The following is an 18531-nucleotide window of genomic DNA, read 5'->3' as shown; positions in this document are numbered from 1 at the left end:
GCGGCAAGACCACGTGGGCGGGGTGTGGACTTCATGTTGAAGCCGTGAAACGCCAAGTGCCTCAAGCGCAATGGTGCGATGGCCACCCTGACGAGGAAACCACTCGCCGGCGCAAAGTTTTTGGATTGACCCGAAGAGGCAAGAAGTAGGGAAACGGAAATGCTTGACACCGCAGCTCCTCGGGGTACTGCCGAACGCGGTGGCCCTCGTCATCATGGCAGTGATGATTGTGCTCTACGGGCTCACCTGAGGGTCGCCGCTTCGGCGTGCAACTGACCGGGTCGGCCTGACTGGATCAGTCCGCCAACGCGACCACTCGGTCGTTGCCGCGGTCGGCCACGTACACGTTCCCGCCGCTGCCGACCGCGACGGCCAACGGGGTGTTGAGGCCGACGAAAGGCAGCACAGTCGAATCGCTAGCTCCCGCAGCTAGTTTCGCGACTTTGTTGGTGTTGTGCTCGGTCGCGTATACGTTGCCGCTGTCGTCGACCGCCACACCCCACGGCACGCTGAGGTTGGTGAAGGGCAAGACAGTCTGCGCGCCGTCGGCCAGCTTCAACAGCCGGTTGTTGCTGGTGTCAGAGACGTAGACATTGCCGGCACTGTCGACGGCCACGCCGTCGGGATCGCGAAGGCCGTTGAACGGCAATACTGTTTGGTGGTCGGATCCGGCTGGTAACTCGACCACCCGGCTGTTGCCCCGATCGGCGACAAAGACGTTGCCCTGAGCATCGACGGCGACGCCCTCGGGGTAGTTGAGGCCGTTGAAGGGCAGTACGGTCTGCTGTTGGGCGCCCGCGTCCAACTTGACCACACGATTGTTGAAGTCGGTGACATACACCGCGCCCGACTTGTCCACCGCCAGGGCTTGGGGCTGGTACAGGCCGTTGAACGGCAGCACCGACGGCTTGGTCGATCCAGGAACCAGTTCCAATACGCGCCCGTACATACTTTCGCTGGTGATGTAGACGTTGCCGGTGCCGTCCACCGCTACCCCGCTCGGCGAAAGCCGAAAGTCCAGACCGTCGAATGGCAACACTCGCTGCCCGGATGCTGTCGACGAGTCGGAGGCTGATGGGCGGCTCACCAGGTATGCGGTGACGCCGGCCGCCGCGGCGAGCACCGTCGCGGCGACTCCGATGACGATCCACTTCTTGAGCTTGCCGTTCGACTTGGCCTTATCCGTCGGGGTGAAGTCGGGCACGTATGCCGGATACGACGGATTCTCAGCGCGGTGGGACGGCGCTGGACTGGCCCGTCTGGCCTCGGTGTGCGCCGTCGTGGAACCGTAGTTCGCCTGCGGCGCAATGCCAGTGCCCGCATAGCCGGTGGACAGGCTCGCCTGCTTGCCGTGCCGCAGAATCGTGGTGGCATCGTGCTGGTCGGAGGTTGTCAGCGCATCGTGAGCGTCGCTGGCCAAAGCGCCGGCGGTCGCGTAGCGGTCGGCGGGATTCTTGGCCATCCCCTTGGCGATCACCCGGTCCAGGGCAGACGGCACAATTCCGGGGCGCAATTGGCTGGGCCGCGGCGGCGCTTCCATCAGATGCGCACCGATCATCCGCTCGATGGTGTCGGCACGAAACGGCGGCGCACCGGTCAGGCATTCGCTCAGCACACAGGCGAGCGCATAAACGTCGGAGCTGGGAGTGCATTCGTCGCCGGTAAATCGCTCCGGCGCCATGTAGTAGTAGGTGCCTATCGTCATCCCGGTCTGGGTGAGTCCCGGGTCGCTGGCAGCGCGCGCGATCCCGAAATCGACCAGATAGGCAAAGTCGCTGCTGGTGATCAGGATGTTTGCCGGCTTGACATCCCGATGCGTTATCCCGATGGTGTGAGCGGCGTCCAGGGCCGCGGCGATCTGCTGCACGATGGCCACCGTTCGGGCGGGCGACAATTGGCCATCGCGGTTCAGCACGTCGCGTAGCGAGATCCCGTCGATCAACCGCATGTCGACGTAGAACTGGCCGTCGTGGTCTCCGTAGTCGTGGATGGGCACCACATGCGGCTCGGTCAGCCGCCCGGCGGCATCCGCCTCGCGCTGCATTCGCATGCGGAACACCGGGTTTTTCGAGAATTCCTGAGAGATCAGCTTCAAGGCCACCACCCGCCGCTTGCGGGTGTCCTCGGCCGCATAGACCTCGCCCATTCCGCCCCGGCCGATCAGGTGCATTAGCCGGTAGGGCCCGAACTGGCGCCCCACTCGCGAATCTGGGAAGTTGCCGGTCACAAGCCATACCCCCTTCGATCGGTCACGAGATCGCGTCGACTGCCGACGCCAGTTTGGTCTGGAATGACTTCGGCATCGGAATCGATCCGTACTGGTCCAAGCCCTCTTGGCCAGGGCCGATGGCGGACTGCATAAAGGCTTTGACCGCCGTGGCGGTGGCGGAATCCGGATACTTCGAGCAGACGATCTCGTAGGTCGCCAACACGATGGGATAGGAACCGGGCTGGGTGGGCTTGTAGAACGACGAAGTGTCGAGCACCAGGTCATTGCCCTCACCTTGGAACCTGGCACCGGCAATCGTCTTGCCGACCGACTCGGTGGTGATCGGCACCGGATCGGGACCCGCCGAGGTGATGATCGCGACCATGTTCAATTGTTTGCCCACCGCGAACGACCACTCGTTGTAGGTGATCGACCCGTCGGTGGTCTCAAGCAGTGCCGACGTGCCGTTGTTGCCGTCGGCGCCCCGACCGACGCCGCCGTTGAAGGTCTCGCTGACGCCCTTGCCCCAGGCGCCGTCGGATGCGGCGGCGAGGTATTTCTGGAAGTTGTCGCTGGTGCCAGACTTGTCGCTGCGGTGGATCACCTGGATAGGCTTCGCCGGAAGCGTGATGCCCGAGTTGAGCGCCTGGATGGCCGGGTCGTTCCAGGTGGTGATCGTGCCGTTGAAGATCTTGGCGGTCGTCGGTCCGTCTAAGCTCAGCGAGCTGACCCCGTTGAGGTTGTAGGTCACCGCGATGGGGCCGAACACGGTTGGCAAATCCCAGGCCGGGGAACCGCACCGGGCCGCCGCCCGGTCGGGCTCGCCGTTGGCGGGGTTCAGCGGCACGTCAGAACCCGCCAAGTCGGTTTGGTTGTTCACAAAGTGCATCACCCCGGCGCCGGAGCCGTCGGCGTCGTAGTCCAGCGTGTGCCCCGGGCAGGCGCGAATGTAGGCGTAGACGAACTGCTCGATCGCGTTCTCCTGGGCGGTGGAGCCGGCATCGTGCAGCTCTTTCTTGCCGCCGCATTGCACGTGTCCCGGACCGGACGCGTCACTGCCGCCGTTGCTGCCACACCCCGACAGCACCAGCGCGCAGACAACCAGTGAACTCAGCCCAGCACGAAACCTGTTGCTGTGCAACGGAACTCCTTTGGGGTAACTGGACGACCGCCGGGGTATTGAGTGGATCCGTGCGATCCGGCGTCACGCGATTGCGGCCTCCTATCCGACTGATCGTTACTATACAAACCGTTCCTGGAAGTCAACTGGGCATGAACAGCGGAGTCTGTGAGGATAGATGGAAGATGCATGCAAAGTGAACTCAGACTGGGATTTGCGGCGGGTTGATGCGTAGCGTGGTTCTCGATGCGTCTTGAAACCGCGGACAGGGCCAAGCCCTGCGGCGAAAACTCCTCTGCCACGCTTGCAGCCGTGGACCTCACCTTGGGCTTCGGTGGGCACACCGTGCTCGAAGCCGTGAGCTTGGATCTGCCGGCCCGCGCCGTCAGCTGCTTACTGGGTCCGACCGGCTCAGGTAAGACGACGTTTCTTCGCACGCTGAACCGGATGAACGACAAAGTGCCTGGATACCGCCGCAGTGGCGACGTGTTGCTCGACGGGCGCAGCATCTTCGATCAACCCGATGTCATGGAGTTTCGTCGCGAAATCGGCATGCTGTTCCAGCGCCCGAATCCATTTCCGATGTCGATTTTGGACAACGTGGTGGCCGGGGTGCGCGCCCACAGGCGGGCGCCGCGAAAACAGCTTGCAACCGTCGCCGAAGTCAGGCTCACCGAGGTCGGCCTGTGGTCGGCGGTCAAAGACCGCCTCGGCGATTCCCCCTTCCGGCTCTCCGGCGGACAGCAACAACTGTTGTGTCTGGCCCGCGCGCTGGCGGTGGAGCCACGTGTACTGCTGCTCGACGAGCCGACATCGTCGCTGGATCCGACGTCGACCGACAAGATCGAGACACTCATCCGGTCGCTTGCCGATCGCCTCACGGTGATCGTGGTGACCCACGATCTGGCCCAGGCGGCCCGCATCGGCGACCGGACGGCATTGTTCTTCGACGGCAGGTTGGTCGAGGCTGGACCCACGAATCAGGTGTTCTCGTCACCCAAGCATGAGCAAACCGCCCGCTACATCTCCGGGCGCACGTTGCCACCTCTCGCCGACCCGGGAGTAATCGCATCCCCGACCAGTTAGCCCGAATCCACCGAGTTCCCGCAGCTTGATGAAAGGTAAATAAAGTGACATTTCGACTGAGCAGCATGGTGGCGGTCCCGGCGTTGATGCTGGCCGTCGCAGCCTGCGGTTCGCACTCGACCGGTGGTTCGAGTAGTTCCGCGCCCGCCGGCGGCGCCGTCGCGACGGCACCGGCGTCGTCGCCTACGACGATATCCGAGACCGGCAGCACCCTGCTTTATCCACTGTTCGGTCTCTGGGGCCCGGCATACCAGCAGAAGTACCCCAACGTGTCGATCAACGCTCAGGCCACGGGATCGGGAACGGGCATCTCTCAGGCTGCTGCCGGCACCGTCGACATCGGTGCGTCGGACGCTTATCTGTCCGAGGGCGACATGGCTGCGCACAAGACGCTGATGAACATTGCTCTGGCCATCTCGGCGCAGCAGATCAACTACAACCTGCCCGGTGTGAAAGAGCATGTGAAGCTCAACGGCAAAGTGCTGGCGGACATGTATCGGGGCACTGTGAAAACGTGGAACGACCCTGCGGTCGCTGCACTCAATCCAGGTGTGAATCTGCCTGACACGCCGGTTGTTCCGCTGCATCGCTCCGACGGCTCGGGTGACACCTTCCTGTTCACGCAGTATCTGTCCAAGCAGGATCCGGATGGCTGGGGTAAATCGCCCGGCTTCGGCACGACCGTCGACTTCCCGGCAGTGCCCGGAGCACTCGGCGAGAATGGCAACGGCGGCATGGTGACCGGCTGCGCCGCCACGCCCGGGTGCGTCGCCTACGTCGGCATCAGCTTCTTGGATCAGGCCGGCCGAAAAGGCCTCGGCGAAGCGGAATTGGCCAACGCGTCGGGCAAGTACGTCTTGCCCGACGTCCAGAGCATCAAGGCTGGGGCTGCCGGCTTCGCCTCGCAGACCCCGGCGACCGAGGCCATCTCACTGGTGAATGGTCCTGCGCCCGACGGCTATCCGATCATCAACTACGAGTACGCGATCGTCGACAGCCACCAGAAAGATGGTCAGACCGCCCAGACGGTGCAAGCGTTCCTGCACTGGGCGATTACCGACGGTAATGCCCCGTCGTTCCTGGACAAGGTGCACTTCCAACCGCTACCCGAACCGGTGGTCAAGATGTCCGATGCCCAGATCGCCAAGATCGCAGGTTGATCGCATCGGGGAACCGGTGGGACCGCCTCCGCCGGATGAACCGCTCGGGCGCGCTTTTGCGAGGCCTGGGTGGGCTGGGTGCCGTGCTGCCGCTGTTGGCGGTGCTGTTCGTGTTGATCACGCTGATCATCGAAGCGCTACCGGCGACTCGGTTGAACGGACTGCATTTCTTCACCGGGACCGATTGGAACCCTGGAAACACCTACGGCGCGGCGGTACTCACCGACGGCGTGGCGCATCCCGTCGGCGCGTACTACGGGGCGCTGCCGCTGATCGTCGGAACGCTGGCGACCTCGGCGATTGCTCTGGCCATCGCGGTACCGGTGTCAGTCGGGGCGGCGTTGGTGATAGTCGAACGATTGCCGCGGCGACTGGCTGCGGCCATCGGGATGGTGCTGGAGCTGCTCGCCGGCATTCCCAGCGTCATCGTCGGCTTGTGGGGTGCCATGACGTTCGGGCCGTTCATCGCGCACGACATCGCTCCGGTCATTGCCCGCAACGCTCCGAACGTCCCGGTACTCAATTATTTTCGCGGTGATACCGGAAATGGCGAAGGCATGCTGGTGTCGGGCCTGGTGTTGGCGGTGATGGTTATCCCCATCATCGCCAGCACCAGTCGCGACCTGATCCGGCAGGTGCCGCTGTTGCCGCGCGAGGGTGCCACCGCGTTGGGATTCTCGGACTGGGAGCGCGCGCGACGGGTGACGCTGCCCTGGGTATCCAGCGGGATCGTCGGTGCCGTCGTGTTGGGACTGGGCCGCGCACTCGGCGAGACGATGGCCGTCGCGATGGTATCCGGCGCGGAGCTCGGTGCGATGCCCGCCAACATCTACTCGACGATGACCACCATCGCCGCCACCATTGTGTCGCAACTAGATTCGGCGATGACCGACTACACGAACTTTGCTGTCAAAACCCTCGCTGAGGCCGGTCTGGTGCTGATGGTGATCACCCTGCTGACCAACGTGGCGGCCCGCTTCTTGGTACGCCGCACCTCGGGCACCGCTCTGCCGGTGGGACGGGGGATCTGACGTGACACAGCCTGACGTGACACAGTCTGACGTGGCCACATCGCCCGGAACCGGTCGCCCGCATCGATGGTCGTCGATTACTCTGCGGCGCAGGATCATCAATGCTGGGTTCTGGAGTGCCTGCTTTGGCTGCCTGGCAGTGGTGGTCGGCCCGACGGTGTGGATGTTGTTCGGTATTTTCGCTCGCGCGATTCCGGTGTTCGACTGGCACGTGCTGATCCAGGACACTCAGGGCAACGGGGGTGGATTGCGCAACGCCATCATCGGCACGATCGTGGTGGGGCTGGGCGTCATTCTGTTGGGCGGCACCGTGAGCGTTCTCACCGGGCTCTATCTGTCCGAGTTCGCAACCGGGAGAAAACGATCGATCCTGCGCGGCGGCTATGAGGTGCTCTCGGGCATCCCGTCGATCGTGCTCGGCTACGTCGGCTACTTGGCGCTGGTGGTCTTTTTCGACTGGGGGTTCTCGCTGGCCGCCGGGGTCGTCGTGCTGTCGGTGATGAGTGTGCCCTACATCGCCAAGGCCACCGAGGCGGCGCTTGGTCAGGTACCGACTTCCTACCGCGAAGGCGCGGAAGCACTCGGCCTCCCGGTGGGTTGGACCCTGCGCAAAATCGTTGTGAGATCAGCACTGCCGGGGATCATCACCGGCATGCTGGTCGCGCTCGCGCTCGCGGTCGGCGAAACGGCGCCGATGCTTTACACCGCGGGCTGGTCGAATACCGCACCCACCGGTCAACTGACCCACTCGCCCGTCGGCTACTTGACCTATCCGATCTGGACCTTCTACAACCAACCATCCCGGTCTGCCCAGAACTTGTCCTACGACGCGGCCCTGCTGCTGGTGGTGTTTCTATTCCTGATTATCGTGCTGGGCAGGCTGATCACCGGATTGTCACGGCGGCATTCCGAATCCTGATGCACCCGAACAGGGCCGACGTCGGACGGCGCTGCGTTGCGGATACGAGTGGCCGAACTGCCTTGCAATGCAACGGCACTCGGCCAATGACGTGGTTATACATGTGCTGGCCGAACCGGCGGCGCTTAGAGGTGACTCTCAATCACCTGGTGATCCACTCAATCTCGGGCCGTGGCAGCGACTACGCTGCGCAAGCTGAATTCGTCCGCTGCCGGGATTTGCCCTGGCGCTTCCGGCATCGAGTGTGCGCTCAGGGATTTCAGTGTGCGCACCGGGCGGAGCTCCTCGGCGCGTCGTCGCCCTGGGCTCACGTTCGGCGCGGGAGGCCGCTATCGATGCACAGTCGACGCACAGGACGCCCAGTCGACTGTCAAGCCACCCGTCGCACGTGGTTTTCGGCTGCCGCCAGCAAGCCGGTCGATCGCGGCGACGAGCACGGTGTAGCCCGTCGGGGCCAACCGCGTCGCCGCGGTAGTCGCTGTCCGCGAGAACTTGTGGCGAACTCTGGGCCGTTACTGGGACGATGGCCTGTCGGTACTCGTGGTCGAAACGATCAGCATCTGCTGGGCCAACAGGTGTTGGACTTCGTCCAACTCGTCCTGCGACAGCGTGATTTCGGGCGCGTACCTGCGGAACCGGGCGGCGGAGACGGTACGGATCTGCTCGGTGATGACCCAACCCCCACCTGAGGCGACGTGGACTCGGTGCATCCAACCGCGTCGTTCGACGCTGGTCAACGGCAACACGGTGACCAATTCGCCCATGGTCAGGTCGAGATGGAAACGGGTCGAGACGACGAGCGCGGGGCGGTCTTTGCCCTGCTCGCGGCCTCGGACGGGATCAAAGTCAACGAACCATACGTGACCGGGTTCAACGGGGGTTCGCATCACTGTCGTGTCGGCGCCCACTCATCGCCGATCGGCGCGTCGGCGCCCGCGAGCTCGTCAGCCTCAGCGAGGTAGTCCGCCCAGCCCTGTGGATCGGACTCGCGGTACCGGTGCACCGCAGCGATGGCGGCGGACCGCCAGTGCTCGTCGATGAGCCGTCGCACGGTCTCATCGGCAGAGGCGCCACCGAACTCCTCTCGGCCGATACGATGGATGCGCTCTCGGGTTTCGTCACTCACGCGCAGCATGGCACCAGCGTACCATCCCGTAAATGGACTTGTTAACAACTGTGTTTACGTATGTGCTGCGCGAACGGTTTCCGATGGTCAGCAACGCCGACAGCGCGCCGCGCCTTACGATCCACCGCCCTTTCGACCCGGCAGCCACGCAGCCAAGCGCCGCAACGCCTCGTCGATGCCGCTCGCCGGCCCGGCAAAGGAAAGCCGGACGTAGGAGCCCCCGCGCTCCGGGTCGAAGTCGATCCCCGGCGCAATCGCTACCCCGGTGTCGGCCAACAACGTTGAACAGAACACCAGGGAGTCGTCGGTGAAATCGGAGACGTCGGCGTAGACGTAGAAGGCGCCGTCGGTGGGAGCCAGCCGGTCGATGCCGATGTGCCGCAGGCCGTCGAGCAGCGTCGCGCGATTGGCCGCGTACTGGTACAGATGTTTTTCTGCTTCCCGGACCGACTCGGGCGTGAACGCCGCGACCGCGGCGTGCTGTGACAGCACCGGCGGACAGATGGTGAAGTTTCCGGTCAGGCGATCCACCGCGCGACGGAGCTCGGTCGGCACCAGCAGCCACCCCAGCCGCCACCCCGTCATCGCGAAATATTTGGAAAAGCTGTTGACCACGAACGCATTTCGTGACGTGCCCCACGCGCAACTGGTCTCGGGTGAGCCGTCGTACACCAGACCGTGGTAGACCTCATCGCTGACCAGCCGCACGCCCGACCCGTCGCACCAGGAGGCGATCGCCGCCAGCTCCGCGGGCGGGATGACCGTGCCGGTCGGGTTGGCCGGGCTGGCCACCACCACACCCTTCACCGGCGGATCGAGCTCGGCCAGCATCTGTGCGGTGGGCTGGAAACGCGTCTCCGGGCCGCACTCGATCACCACGACCTCGCACCCCAGCGCGGACAGGATGTTGCGATAGCAGGGATAGCCGGGGCTGCTGACCGCCACCCGGTCGCCGACGTCGAAGCAGGACAGGAACGTCAGCAGAAAGCCGCCGGATGAGCCGGTCGTCACCACCACGTCGTCGAGGTCGACCTGAACGCCATAGCGGTCGAGATACGACGCCGCGATCGCCGACCGCAATTCGGGGACGCCCAGCGCCACGGTGTAGCCGAGTTGATTGCGGTTCAGCGCGTCGACGGCGGCGGCCCGCACCGGCTCCGGAGCACCGGCGCTCGGCTGACCCGCCGACAGGTTCACCAGGTCGCCGTGGCTGCGCTGACGTTCGGCGGCCGCCAGCCAGACGTCCATCACGTGGAACGGCGGAACCCCGGCGCGAAGTGCGACGGACAAGCTCATGTCGCCAAGGCTAGATTAATGGCCCGGCTCCTCCTCATCGCGCTGCGCGCTCTGCATCGTCGCTGGAGGAGAACACTTCGGATTCCAGCCGGCGCAAGTGATCGCGCGGCGGACCCAGCAGCTGCGAACTGCCATGTGCGCGTTTGAAATACAGTTGCATGTCGTGCTCCCAGGTGATCGCGATGCCGCCGTGCAACTGGATGCCCTCGGCGGCCACCGTGCTGAACGCCTCGCTGGCCGCGATGCGGGCCAACGCCGCCGATGTCACCGACGGTGCGTCGGCAGCGTCGTTGACCACGGCGCGCGCCGCCTGCACGGCGACATAGAGGTCGGCCATCCGGTGCTTGAGTGCCTGAAAGCTGCCGATCGCGCGACCGAATTGCCGGCGTTCTTTGGTGTAGTCGACTGTCAGTTCCAGGCAACGGGTGGCCGCCCCGACCTGCTCGGCGGCCAGCAGTATCGCGGCCGCCTCGGCCAAGCCCGGGTCGACGCCGAGCGGTGTCGTGTGGCCCGGCGTGAGCCGGGCCAGCCGTCGGGTCGGATCCATCGCGGCGACGGGTTCGGCGCCGAACTCGGCCCACCGGTCGAGCGTGCCGTCGTGGGCCTCGATCACGACGTCGGCAACGTCGCCGTTGATTACATAGTCACGGTCGAACACCACCGCGCCGATCGCGGCGCCTTCGGCCAGCGACCCGAGCGTCTCCGCGTCGGGCTTGTCAGCGGCCAGCAGCGCCAGCTCGGCCAGCGTGGTACCGAGCAACGGGCCGGGCACCAGGTTCCGGCCGAGTTCCTCCAGGACGACGGCCGCATCACCGAGAGTGCCTCCGGCGCCGCCGAATTCCTCGGGCACCACCAACGCCGCAGCGCCGACCTGCTCGCACAGCAGCCGCCACAGCGGTTCGTGGTAGCCGCGTTCGGATGCCATCGCCGCGCGGACCGCGGCGGGGGAGGCGTGCTTGGCCACCAGCGTCGCGACGGTTTCGCGCAGCAATTCCCGTTCGTCACTCACAGTGCCTCCAGAACACGTCGCCGGTGGCTTACCGGGTCACCCCAGGCCGGTCGCAACGCCTGCACCCGCAGCAGCCACAGCGACAGGTCGTGCTCGGCGGTGAAACCGATCGCGCCGTGGGTCTGCAACGCCGATCGCGCGGCCAGTAATGCGGCGTCCGACGCGGAAGCCTTGGCGGCGCTCACATCTCGCGCGGCGTCGGGCGACGAATCGGCCACTGACAGCGCAGCGCCGTACACCAGGGGGCGGGCCAGTTCGAGCGCGATGTGCACGTCGGCCAGCTTGTGTTTGATCGCCTGGTAGGAACCGATGGCGCGGCCGAACTGGGTGCGCTGCTTGGCGTAGTCGACCGCGGCGTCCAACAGAGCCTGCCCGGCTCCGACCAGTTGCGCCGCGGTGGCCAGAGCGCCGAATTCGTAGGCGCGCTGCACATCTGCCTGCCACGGCGAGTCGGTTGGGCTGACGTCGAAGAGCTTGCGGCTGGGGTCCACCGACTCGTGCTGTTCGCCGGTGTTTGCCGCGCTGACTGTTCCGTCCGGGTTGGCCAGCAAGATCAGACCCGCGGTGTCGGCGTCGACGGCGCGGGGCACCCGCGGTGGCAGGGCGACGGTGGCGATCAACTCGCCGGATGCCAGAGCCGCGCACCGTTGGTCGTTGGCCAGCAAAACCGGTGCGACGGCGATGGATTCGGTCACCGGGCCGGGCACACCCCAGCGGCCTAGCCGTTCCAGCGCGACCACCAGGTCGACCGGGTGCGCCTCGATGCCGTCGAATCGCTCCGGCACCGCCAGCGCGGTGACACCGAGGTCGGCCAGACGCGCCCACACCTTGCGGCCGGGCCCGGTGTCGCCGTCGGCCCAGGCGCGCGCCGCGTCCGGCACGGCGGCGGTCGACAGCGCGGCGTCGATGCTGGCAGCGAAGTCCCGCTGCTGCTCGTCCAGATCGAATTTCATCTGGCCTTCTCCCGGGGCAGACCCAGCAGCCGCTCGGCGATGATGTTGCGCTGAATTTCGTTGGTGCCGGCATAGATCGGACCGCCGAGAGCGAACAGCAGACCGTCCGTCCAACTGCTGGCCAGTTCGCCGTCGGCGCCGCGAATCTCGCACGCCGTCTGGTGAATGGCCACGTCCAGGTCTGACCAGAACACCTTGGTCACCGACGACTCGGCCCCCAGTTCCCCGCCGCCGGCCAGTCGGGTCACGGTGCCGAAGGTGTGCAGCCGGTAGGCCTGCGCCTTGATCCACGCGTCGGCGACCTGATCTCCGAAGGAGCTGTCGCCGTTGGCTTTCCATACCTCGGCTAGACGCTCGGCGGAGGCCAGGAACCGTGCCGGGCTGCGCAGTGACATGCCGCGCTCGTTGCTCGACGTGCTCATCGCGGCCCGCCAGCCGTCGTGCACCGCGCCGATCACGTCAGCATCCGCTACGAAAACGTCGTCGAAGAAAATTTCACCGAACCCGGTGTCGCCGCCGAGTTGTGCGATCGGCCGGACCGTGATGCCGTCCGCCTTCAGGTCGAACATGAAGTAGGTCAACCCGCTGTGCCGCTGGGCCTCGGGGTCGGAACGGAACAATCCGAACGCCCTGTCGCCGAACGGTGCTCGTGAACTCCAGGTCTTCTGGCCGTTGAGCAGCCAGCCGTCGTCGGTGCGGGTCGCCGTCGAACGCAGTGACGCGAGGTCGCTACCGGACTCGGGCTCCGACCAGGCTTGCGCCCAGATCTCTTCGCCGCTGGCCATCTTGGGCAAGATCCGATCCAACTGCTCGTCGGTGCCATGCGCGAACAACGTCGGCGCCAGCATCGACGTGCCGTTGGCGCTGGCCCGTCCGGGCGCCCCGGCCCGGAAGTACTCCTCCTCGTAGACCACCCACTGCAACAGCGATGCGTCGCGGCCGCCGTATTTCGCCGGCCAGGTGATCACCGACAGCCCGGCATCGAACAGCACCTTGTCCCAACGGCGGTGCTGTTCGAAACCCGCTGCCGTGTCGTAAGAATGCGTTGGAAACACATCCCGGTGCGACGACAGAAACTCGCGCACCTCGCGCTGGAACGCCAGCGTCGCGTCGTCGAATTGCAGATCCATCTACACCAACTCTCGCAGTAGCGGTTTGACCACTTTGCCGCCCGCGTTGCGGGGCAGCGACTCGACAAACCGCACCGAACGTGGGGCTTTGAAGTTCGCCACATACTCGCGGGTGTAGGCGATCACCGACTTCTCGTCGAGACCGGCATCGGGCCGTGTCACCAGATAGGCCCGCCCGACTTCGCCGAGCCGCTCGTCGGGCACCCCGATCACCGCGCAATCCAGCACACCGTCGAGGCGGGCCAGCACCTGCTCGATCTCGGCGGGATAGACGTTGAAGCCACCGCAGATGTACATGTCCTTGAGCCGGTCGGTGATCTGGAGATTGCCTGCGGCATCGAGGCGTCCGATGTCCCCGGTGTGCAGCCAGCCGTCGGAGTCGATGGCCGCAGCGGTGGCTTCCGGGTCGTCGAGGTAGCCGAGCATCACGTTGGGCCCGCGTAACAGAACCTCACCGTTGACGGCGTCGATGCGCAGCTCGAAGTCGGCGATCGGCCGGCCGCAGGTGGTGGCGACCGTGACCGCGTCGTCGTCGGCGCGGCACATGGTGCCCATTCCGTTGGACTCGGTCAGGCCGTAGGCGGTCAGCACGATGTCGAAGTCGAGTTCGCTCTGCATCCGCTCGATCAACACCACCGGCACCGTCGCCGCGCCGGTGACGGCGAACCGCAGCGAGCTCAGGTCGTACGTGTCGCGGCCAGGATGGTCGAGCAGTGTCTGGAAGATGGTCGGCGGTCCGGGCAGCACGGTGATCCGGTGTGCGGCGACCGCGCGCAACGCCTGCTCGGCGTCGAAGGTCAACTGCGGGATCAAGGTGGCGCCGGTCTGCAGGCAGGCCAAGATGCCGGCCTTGTAGCCGAAGTTGTGAAAGAACGGGTTGATGCAGAGGTAGCGGTCGTCGCGGGTGATCTTGCCGGCGGCCGCCCACGACGCCGACCCGGCCAGCGACTGCCGGTGCGCACACAGCACTCCTTTGCTGCGGCCGGTGGTGCCCGAGGTGAACAACACATCGGAGAGGTCATCGGGCCGGACCGCGACGGCGCGGGCGTCAGCCGCGTCGAGGTCTTCTCCCTGACTGATGAACTCGTCCCACGTCCCGTCGTCGACATCGATCGGCACCCGTACGACATGCCGCAGATCGGGCAGCGCCGAGCGGTCGAGGGCGCCGACCCGGTCCGCGCCGAGGAACTCGCCCATCGCCACCAGCACGGGCGCGCCGGTGCGGGCCAGGATCTCGGCGGCCTCGGCGGCGGTGTAGCGGGTGTTCAGCGGGACCACGACGGCTCCGGTGTAATGCGTGGCCAGGCAGGCAACCACCCAGTGCCAGGTGTTCGGCGACCAGATCGCGACGCGGTCGCCGGGGTCGACGCCAAGGCTGATCATCGCAGCCGCGGCGCGGCGCACCTCGTCCCGCAGTTCGGCGAAGGTGAGCGTGCGATCCTCGGTGACCAGGGCATCGTGGTCGGGGAGTTCGCCCGCGATGTGGTCCAACGCCGCAGGAATGGTCTGCGGATGGCTCGACATCGAACTCCTCGGGTGCTGATTGCTATCGCCGCTGGCAGGTGTACATCGCCGTCGGGCTAACAAAGCAAGTGCTTGGTAGGTTAGCCTACAAGGGTGCAAAGCGTCGAGGAGTTCCGGGCCGAGGTGCGTGACTGGCTGGCCGAGAACCTGGTCGGCGAATTCGCTGCCCTGAACGGGCTCGGCGGACCGGGTCGCGAACACGAAGCGTTCGACGAGCGGCGCGCCTGGAACCGGCATCTCGCCAAAGCCGGCCTGACCTGTCTGGGCTGGCCGGTCGAACATGGCGGCCGCGGCCTGTCGGTGGCGCATCGGGTGGCGTTCTACGAGGAATACGCGATCGCCGACGCGCCGGCCAAAATCAACCACTTCGGCGAGGAACTGCTGGGGCCGACGTTGATCGCGTACGGAACCCCCGAGCAGCAGCAGCGCTTTCTCCCGCGGATCCTCGACGTCACCGAACTGTGGTCGCAGGGCTACTCCGAGCCCGGCGCCGGCAGTGACTTGGCCAACGTGTCCACCACCGCGGTGCGCGACGGCGACCAGTGGGTGATCAACGGACAGAAGGTGTGGACGTCGCTGGCGCACTGGGCGCAGTGGTGCTTCGTGCTGGCCCGCACCGAGAAGGGCTCGAAGCGGCATGCCGGGTTGTCGTATCTGCTGGTGCCACTCGACCAACCCGGGGTCGATGTCCGACCGATCGTGCAACTCACCGGCGACTCGGAATTCAACGAGGTGTTCTTCGACGACGCCCGCACCGAGGCCGACCTGGTGGTGGGCCAGCCCGGCGACGGCTGGCGCGTTGCGATGGGGACGCTGACGTTCGAGCGCGGCGTCTCGACGCTCGGCCAGCAGATCGTCTATGCCCGCGAACTGAGCGCCGTGGTGGATCTCGCGAAACAGACTGGTGCGGCCGATGATCCACTGATCCGTGAACGGCTGACCCGCTCCTGGGCCGGACTGCGGGCGATGCGCTCCTACGCGTTGGCGACGATGGACGTCGAGGGAGGCGGCCGGGCGGCCGGGAAAGACAATGTCTCGAAGCTGTTGTGGGCCAACTGGCATCGCGAACTCGGCGAGATCGCGATGGAGGTGCAGGGCAAGGCCGCTCTGGTGCTGCCCGGTGGCGACTTCGACGAGTGGCAGCGGCTGTATCTGTTCACCCGCGCCGACACCATCTACGGCGGATCCAACGAGATTCAGCGCAACATCATCGCCGAGCGGGTGCTCGGCCTACCCAGGGAGGCTCGATGACGCTCGCCGTTGCGCCGAAAGAAGTTGCCGGACACGGCCTTCTGAAGGGCAAGGTGGTGGTCGTCACGGCCGCTGCGGGCACCGGCATCGGCTCGGCGACCGCCCGGCGTGCGCTCACCGAGGGCGCCGACGTCGTCATCTCCGACCACCACGAACGACGGTTGGGTGAGACGCGCGACGAGCTGACCGCCCTGGGACTCGGCCGGGTGGAAAGCGTGGTCTGCGACGTCGCATCGACCGCGCAGGTCGACGCACTGATCGCCTGCACCACAGCACGGTTGGGCCGGCTCGACGTGCTGGTCAATAACGCCGGCCTGGGTGGTCAGACCCCGGTGGTCGACATCACCGACGAAGAATGGGACCGCGTCCTCAACGTCACGTTGACCTCGGTGCTGCGCACCACCCGTGCGGCGCTGCGGTACTTCCGCGACGCGGATCACGGCGGCGTCATAGTCAACAACGCCAGCGTGCTCGGCTGGCGGGCCCAGCACTCGCAATCCCATTACGCGGCGGCCAAAGCCGGGGTGATGGCGTTGACCCGTTGCAGCGCCATCGAAGCCGTCGAGTACGGGGTGCGGATCAACGCGGTGTCGCCGAGCATCGCCCGGCACAAGTTCCTCGACAAGACCAGCTCGACGGAATTGCTCGACCAGTTGTCGGCCGGCGAGGCGTTCGGCCGGGCGGCCGAGCCGTGGGAAGTGGCGGCGACGATCGCATTCCTGGCCAGCGACTACTCGAGCTATCTGACCGGAGAAGTGATCTCGGTGTCGAGTCAGCACCCATGAGCGAGCCCACGAACAGCCGCCGCGACGAGTTGCTCGCACTCGCCGCGACCATGTTCGCCGAACGCGGACTGCGGGCCACCACCGTGCGCGACATCGCCGACAGCGCGGGCATCTTGTCGGGAAGTCTGTATCACCACTTCTCGTCCAAAGAAGAGATGGTCGACGAGGTGCTGCGCAAGTTCATGGACTGGCTCTTCGCCCGCTACCAGGAAATCGTTGAGAATCAACCGAATTCGCTGGAGCGGCTCAAGGGCCTGTTCATGGCGTCGTTCGACGCCATCGAGCATCGGCACGCCGAGGTCGTCATCTACCAGGATGAGGCCAAGCGACTGCTGCCGCAGCCCCGGTTCTCCTACCTCGAGGACCTGAACAAGCAGCAGCGCAAGATGTGGCTCGACGTGTTGCACCAGGGCATCGAGGAGGGGTATCTCCGTCACGATCTCGACGTCGACCTGGTGTACCGATTCATTCGTGACACCACCTGGGTGTCGGTGCGCTGGTATTCCCCCGGCGGGCCACTCACCGCGCAGCAGGTGGGTCAGCAGTATCTCGCTATCGTCCTAGGCGGAATCACCAAAGAAGGAAGTTGAGCATGGCCACAAACAATCAGGCATACGTCATCGATGCGGTGCGCACCGCGATCGGCAAGCGCAACGGGTCGCTGGCCGGCGTGCATCCCGTCGACCTGGCTGCCCGCGGGTGGCGCGGGTTGCTGGATCGGGTCGACATCGACCCCGCCGCGGTCGAGGACGTGATCGCCGGCTGTGTCGACGCGATCGGCCCGCAGGCCGGCAACATCGCCCGGCTCTCGTGGCTGGCCGCCGGCTATCCCGAAGAGGTCCCCGGCGTCACCGTGGACCGGCAGTGCGGCTCCAGCCAGCAGGCCATTTCCTTTGGCGCGCAGGCCATCATGGCGGGCACCGCGGACGTCATCGTGGCCGGCGGTGTGCAGAACATGAGCCAGATCCCGATCTCCTCGGCGATGACCGTCGGCGAGCAATTCGGTTTCACCTCGCCCACCAACGAATCCAAGCAGTGGCTGCACCGCTACGGCGACCAGGAGATCTCGCAATTCCGCGGCGCGGAGCTGATCGCCGAGAAGTGGAACCTGTCCCGCGAGGAGATGGAACAGTACGCGCTGACCAGTCACGAGCGTGCCTTCGGTGCGATTCGCGGCGGCCACTTCGACAACGAGATCATTGCGGTGGAAACCGAACACGGCACGTTCTGCGTCGACGAGGGTCCGCGGGAGTCGTCGCTGGAGAAGATGGCCGGCCTGAAGCCGTTGGTCGACGGGGGTCGACTGACCGCCGCGATGGCCAGCCAGATTTCCGACGGCGCCAGCGCGGTGCTGCTGGCTTCAGAAAGCGCAGTGCAGGCGCACGGTTTGAAGCCGCGGGCGCGGATTCACCACATCAGCGCCCGCGCTGCCGACCCGGTCTTCATGTTGACCGGTCCGATCCCGGCCACCCGCTACGCGCTGGAGAAGACCGGCCTGTCCATCGACGACATCGACACCGTCGAGATCAACGAGGCATTCGCCCCGGTAGTGTTGGCGTGGCTCAAGGAGATCAAGGCCGACCCGGCGAAGGTCAACCCCAACGGCGGCGCGATCGCACTGGGCCACCCGTTAGGTGCAACTGGCGCAAAGCTTTTCACCACGATGCTGGGCGAGCTCGAGCGGATCGGCGGCCGCTACGGTCTGCAGACGATGTGCGAAGGCGGCGGCACCGCCAACGTCACGATCATCGAGCGGCTGTAAATCCTTGGGCCGGCTGTGCAATCCACGACGGCTCAGCGGCGTGTCGCGTCGTGAATTGCACAGTCGCGGGGTGTCGGTGGGTCGTGCCAGCATGCGCCCATGGACGAACTCACCTGGCCCTTCTTGGGTTCGGAGGCAATAGCCGCGAAGGCCATCCCGGAACGGGCGAT

Annotated in this window: 17 protein-coding genes; 8 read left to right on the top strand and 9 right to left on the bottom strand. The window is 65.7% G+C overall.

All coding sequences use genetic code 11. The features are described from left to right. Positions 1-295: 295 nt before the first annotated feature. Positions 296-2227, bottom strand: a complete 1932-nt coding sequence (locus tag ABDV69_RS08245; protein WP_343573172.1) for a serine/threonine-protein kinase PknD — start codon at positions 2225-2227, stop codon at positions 296-298. 22 nt (positions 2228-2249) lie between these two features. Further along, positions 2250-3296: a phosphate ABC transporter substrate-binding protein PstS gene (gene pstS, locus ABDV69_RS08240; protein ID WP_343573227.1), complete on the bottom strand. Its 1047-nt coding sequence runs from the start codon at positions 3294-3296 to the stop codon at positions 2250-2252. Positions 3297-3575: 279 nt separating this feature from the next. Between pstS (ABDV69_RS08240) and ABDV69_RS08235 the strand changes: the two genes are divergently transcribed. The 4 genes from ABDV69_RS08235 to ABDV69_RS08220 are packed head-to-tail and all read left to right on the top strand — an operon-like array spanning position 3576 to position 7525. Next, on the top strand, positions 3576-4415 hold the full coding sequence (locus tag ABDV69_RS08235) for an ATP-binding cassette domain-containing protein (RefSeq protein ID WP_343573170.1): 840 nt from the start codon (positions 3576-3578) through the stop codon (positions 4413-4415). Positions 4416-4459: 44 nt separating this feature from the next. After that, the gene (pstS, locus tag ABDV69_RS08230) at positions 4460-5575 is read left to right on the top strand and encodes a phosphate ABC transporter substrate-binding protein PstS (RefSeq protein WP_343573168.1); all 1116 of its coding nucleotides are present in this window, start codon (positions 4460-4462) and stop codon (positions 5573-5575) included. Between the two features lie 35 nt (positions 5576-5610). Then, entirely contained in the window at positions 5611-6606 is a 996-nt protein-coding gene (gene pstC, locus ABDV69_RS08225; protein WP_343573167.1) for a phosphate ABC transporter permease subunit PstC, read from the top strand. A gap of 16 nt (positions 6607-6622) precedes the next feature. Next, the gene (locus ABDV69_RS08220; protein ID WP_343573165.1) at positions 6623-7525 is read left to right on the top strand and encodes a PstA family ABC transporter permease; all 903 of its coding nucleotides are present in this window, start codon (positions 6623-6625) and stop codon (positions 7523-7525) included. A 512-nt stretch (positions 7526-8037) separates the two neighbouring features. Here the strand turns inward: ABDV69_RS08220 and ABDV69_RS08215 are convergent. The 7 genes from ABDV69_RS08215 to fadD3 form a co-directional block, all read right to left on the bottom strand. Continuing rightward, positions 8038-8412 carry a type II toxin-antitoxin system PemK/MazF family toxin gene (locus ABDV69_RS08215; RefSeq protein WP_343573163.1) on the bottom strand — a complete coding sequence of 125 codons (375 nt, stop codon included), beginning with the start codon at positions 8410-8412 and terminating at the stop codon, positions 8038-8040. After that, positions 8412-8660, bottom strand: a complete 249-nt coding sequence (locus tag ABDV69_RS08210; protein ID WP_343573161.1) for a hypothetical protein — start codon at positions 8658-8660, stop codon at positions 8412-8414. The genes ABDV69_RS08215 and ABDV69_RS08210 overlap by 1 nt, the downstream gene beginning before the upstream one ends. 105 nt (positions 8661-8765) lie before the next feature. Then, entirely contained in the window at positions 8766-9947 is a 1182-nt protein-coding gene (locus tag ABDV69_RS08205; RefSeq protein WP_343573159.1) for a pyridoxal phosphate-dependent aminotransferase, read from the bottom strand. 34 nt (positions 9948-9981) lie between these two features. Further along, entirely contained in the window at positions 9982-10956 is a 975-nt protein-coding gene (locus ABDV69_RS08200; RefSeq protein ID WP_343573157.1) for an acyl-CoA dehydrogenase family protein, read from the bottom strand. Continuing rightward, positions 10953-11909 (bottom strand): acyl-CoA dehydrogenase family protein, encoded by a 957-nt coding sequence (locus ABDV69_RS08195; RefSeq protein WP_343573155.1) that lies wholly within the window; start codon positions 11907-11909, stop codon positions 10953-10955. The genes ABDV69_RS08200 and ABDV69_RS08195 overlap by 4 nt, the downstream gene beginning before the upstream one ends. Then, positions 11906-13039, bottom strand: a complete 1134-nt coding sequence (locus tag ABDV69_RS08190; protein ID WP_343573153.1) for an acyl-CoA dehydrogenase family protein — start codon at positions 13037-13039, stop codon at positions 11906-11908. Before ABDV69_RS08190 ends, ABDV69_RS08195 begins: the two co-directional genes overlap by 4 nt. Beyond that, the gene (gene fadD3 / locus ABDV69_RS08185) at positions 13040-14563 is read right to left on the bottom strand and encodes a 3-((3aS,4S,7aS)-7a-methyl-1,5-dioxo-octahydro-1H-inden-4-yl)propanoate--CoA ligase FadD3 (RefSeq protein ID WP_343573151.1); all 1524 of its coding nucleotides are present in this window, start codon (positions 14561-14563) and stop codon (positions 13040-13042) included. 93 nt (positions 14564-14656) lie between these two features. On the opposite strand from fadD3, the gene ipdE1 reads away from it, so the two are divergent. The 4 genes from ipdE1 to fadA6 are packed head-to-tail and all read left to right on the top strand — an operon-like array spanning position 14657 to position 18361. Then, positions 14657-15814 (top strand): acyl-CoA dehydrogenase IpdE1, encoded by a 1158-nt coding sequence (ipdE1, locus tag ABDV69_RS08180; protein WP_343573150.1) that lies wholly within the window; start codon positions 14657-14659, stop codon positions 15812-15814. Continuing rightward, on the top strand, positions 15811-16599 hold the full coding sequence (ipdF, locus tag ABDV69_RS08175; RefSeq protein WP_343573149.1) for a (5R,7aS)-5-hydroxy-7a-methyl-1-oxo-2,3,5,6,7,7a-hexahydro-1H-indene-carboxyl-CoA reductase: 789 nt from the start codon (positions 15811-15813) through the stop codon (positions 16597-16599). Before ipdE1 ends, ipdF begins: the two co-directional genes overlap by 4 nt. Beyond that, positions 16596-17189 carry a TetR family transcriptional regulator KstR2 gene (gene kstR2, locus ABDV69_RS08170; RefSeq protein WP_343573147.1) on the top strand — a complete coding sequence of 198 codons (594 nt, stop codon included), beginning with the start codon at positions 16596-16598 and terminating at the stop codon, positions 17187-17189. The genes ipdF and kstR2 overlap by 4 nt, the downstream gene beginning before the upstream one ends. A gap of 2 nt (positions 17190-17191) precedes the next feature. Continuing rightward, positions 17192-18361 carry a steroid 3-ketoacyl-CoA thiolase FadA6 gene (gene fadA6 / locus ABDV69_RS08165; RefSeq protein ID WP_343573145.1) on the top strand — a complete coding sequence of 390 codons (1170 nt, stop codon included), beginning with the start codon at positions 17192-17194 and terminating at the stop codon, positions 18359-18361. Positions 18362-18531: the final 170 nt, after the last annotated feature.

The sequence above is a fragment of the Mycobacterium sp. genome, from assembly GCF_039583785.1.
Taxonomy (GTDB): domain Bacteria; phylum Actinomycetota; class Actinomycetes; order Mycobacteriales; family Mycobacteriaceae; genus Mycobacterium.
The sequence above is the reverse complement of the archived record's forward strand: the minus strand, read 5'-3'. Positions and strand labels throughout refer to the sequence as shown.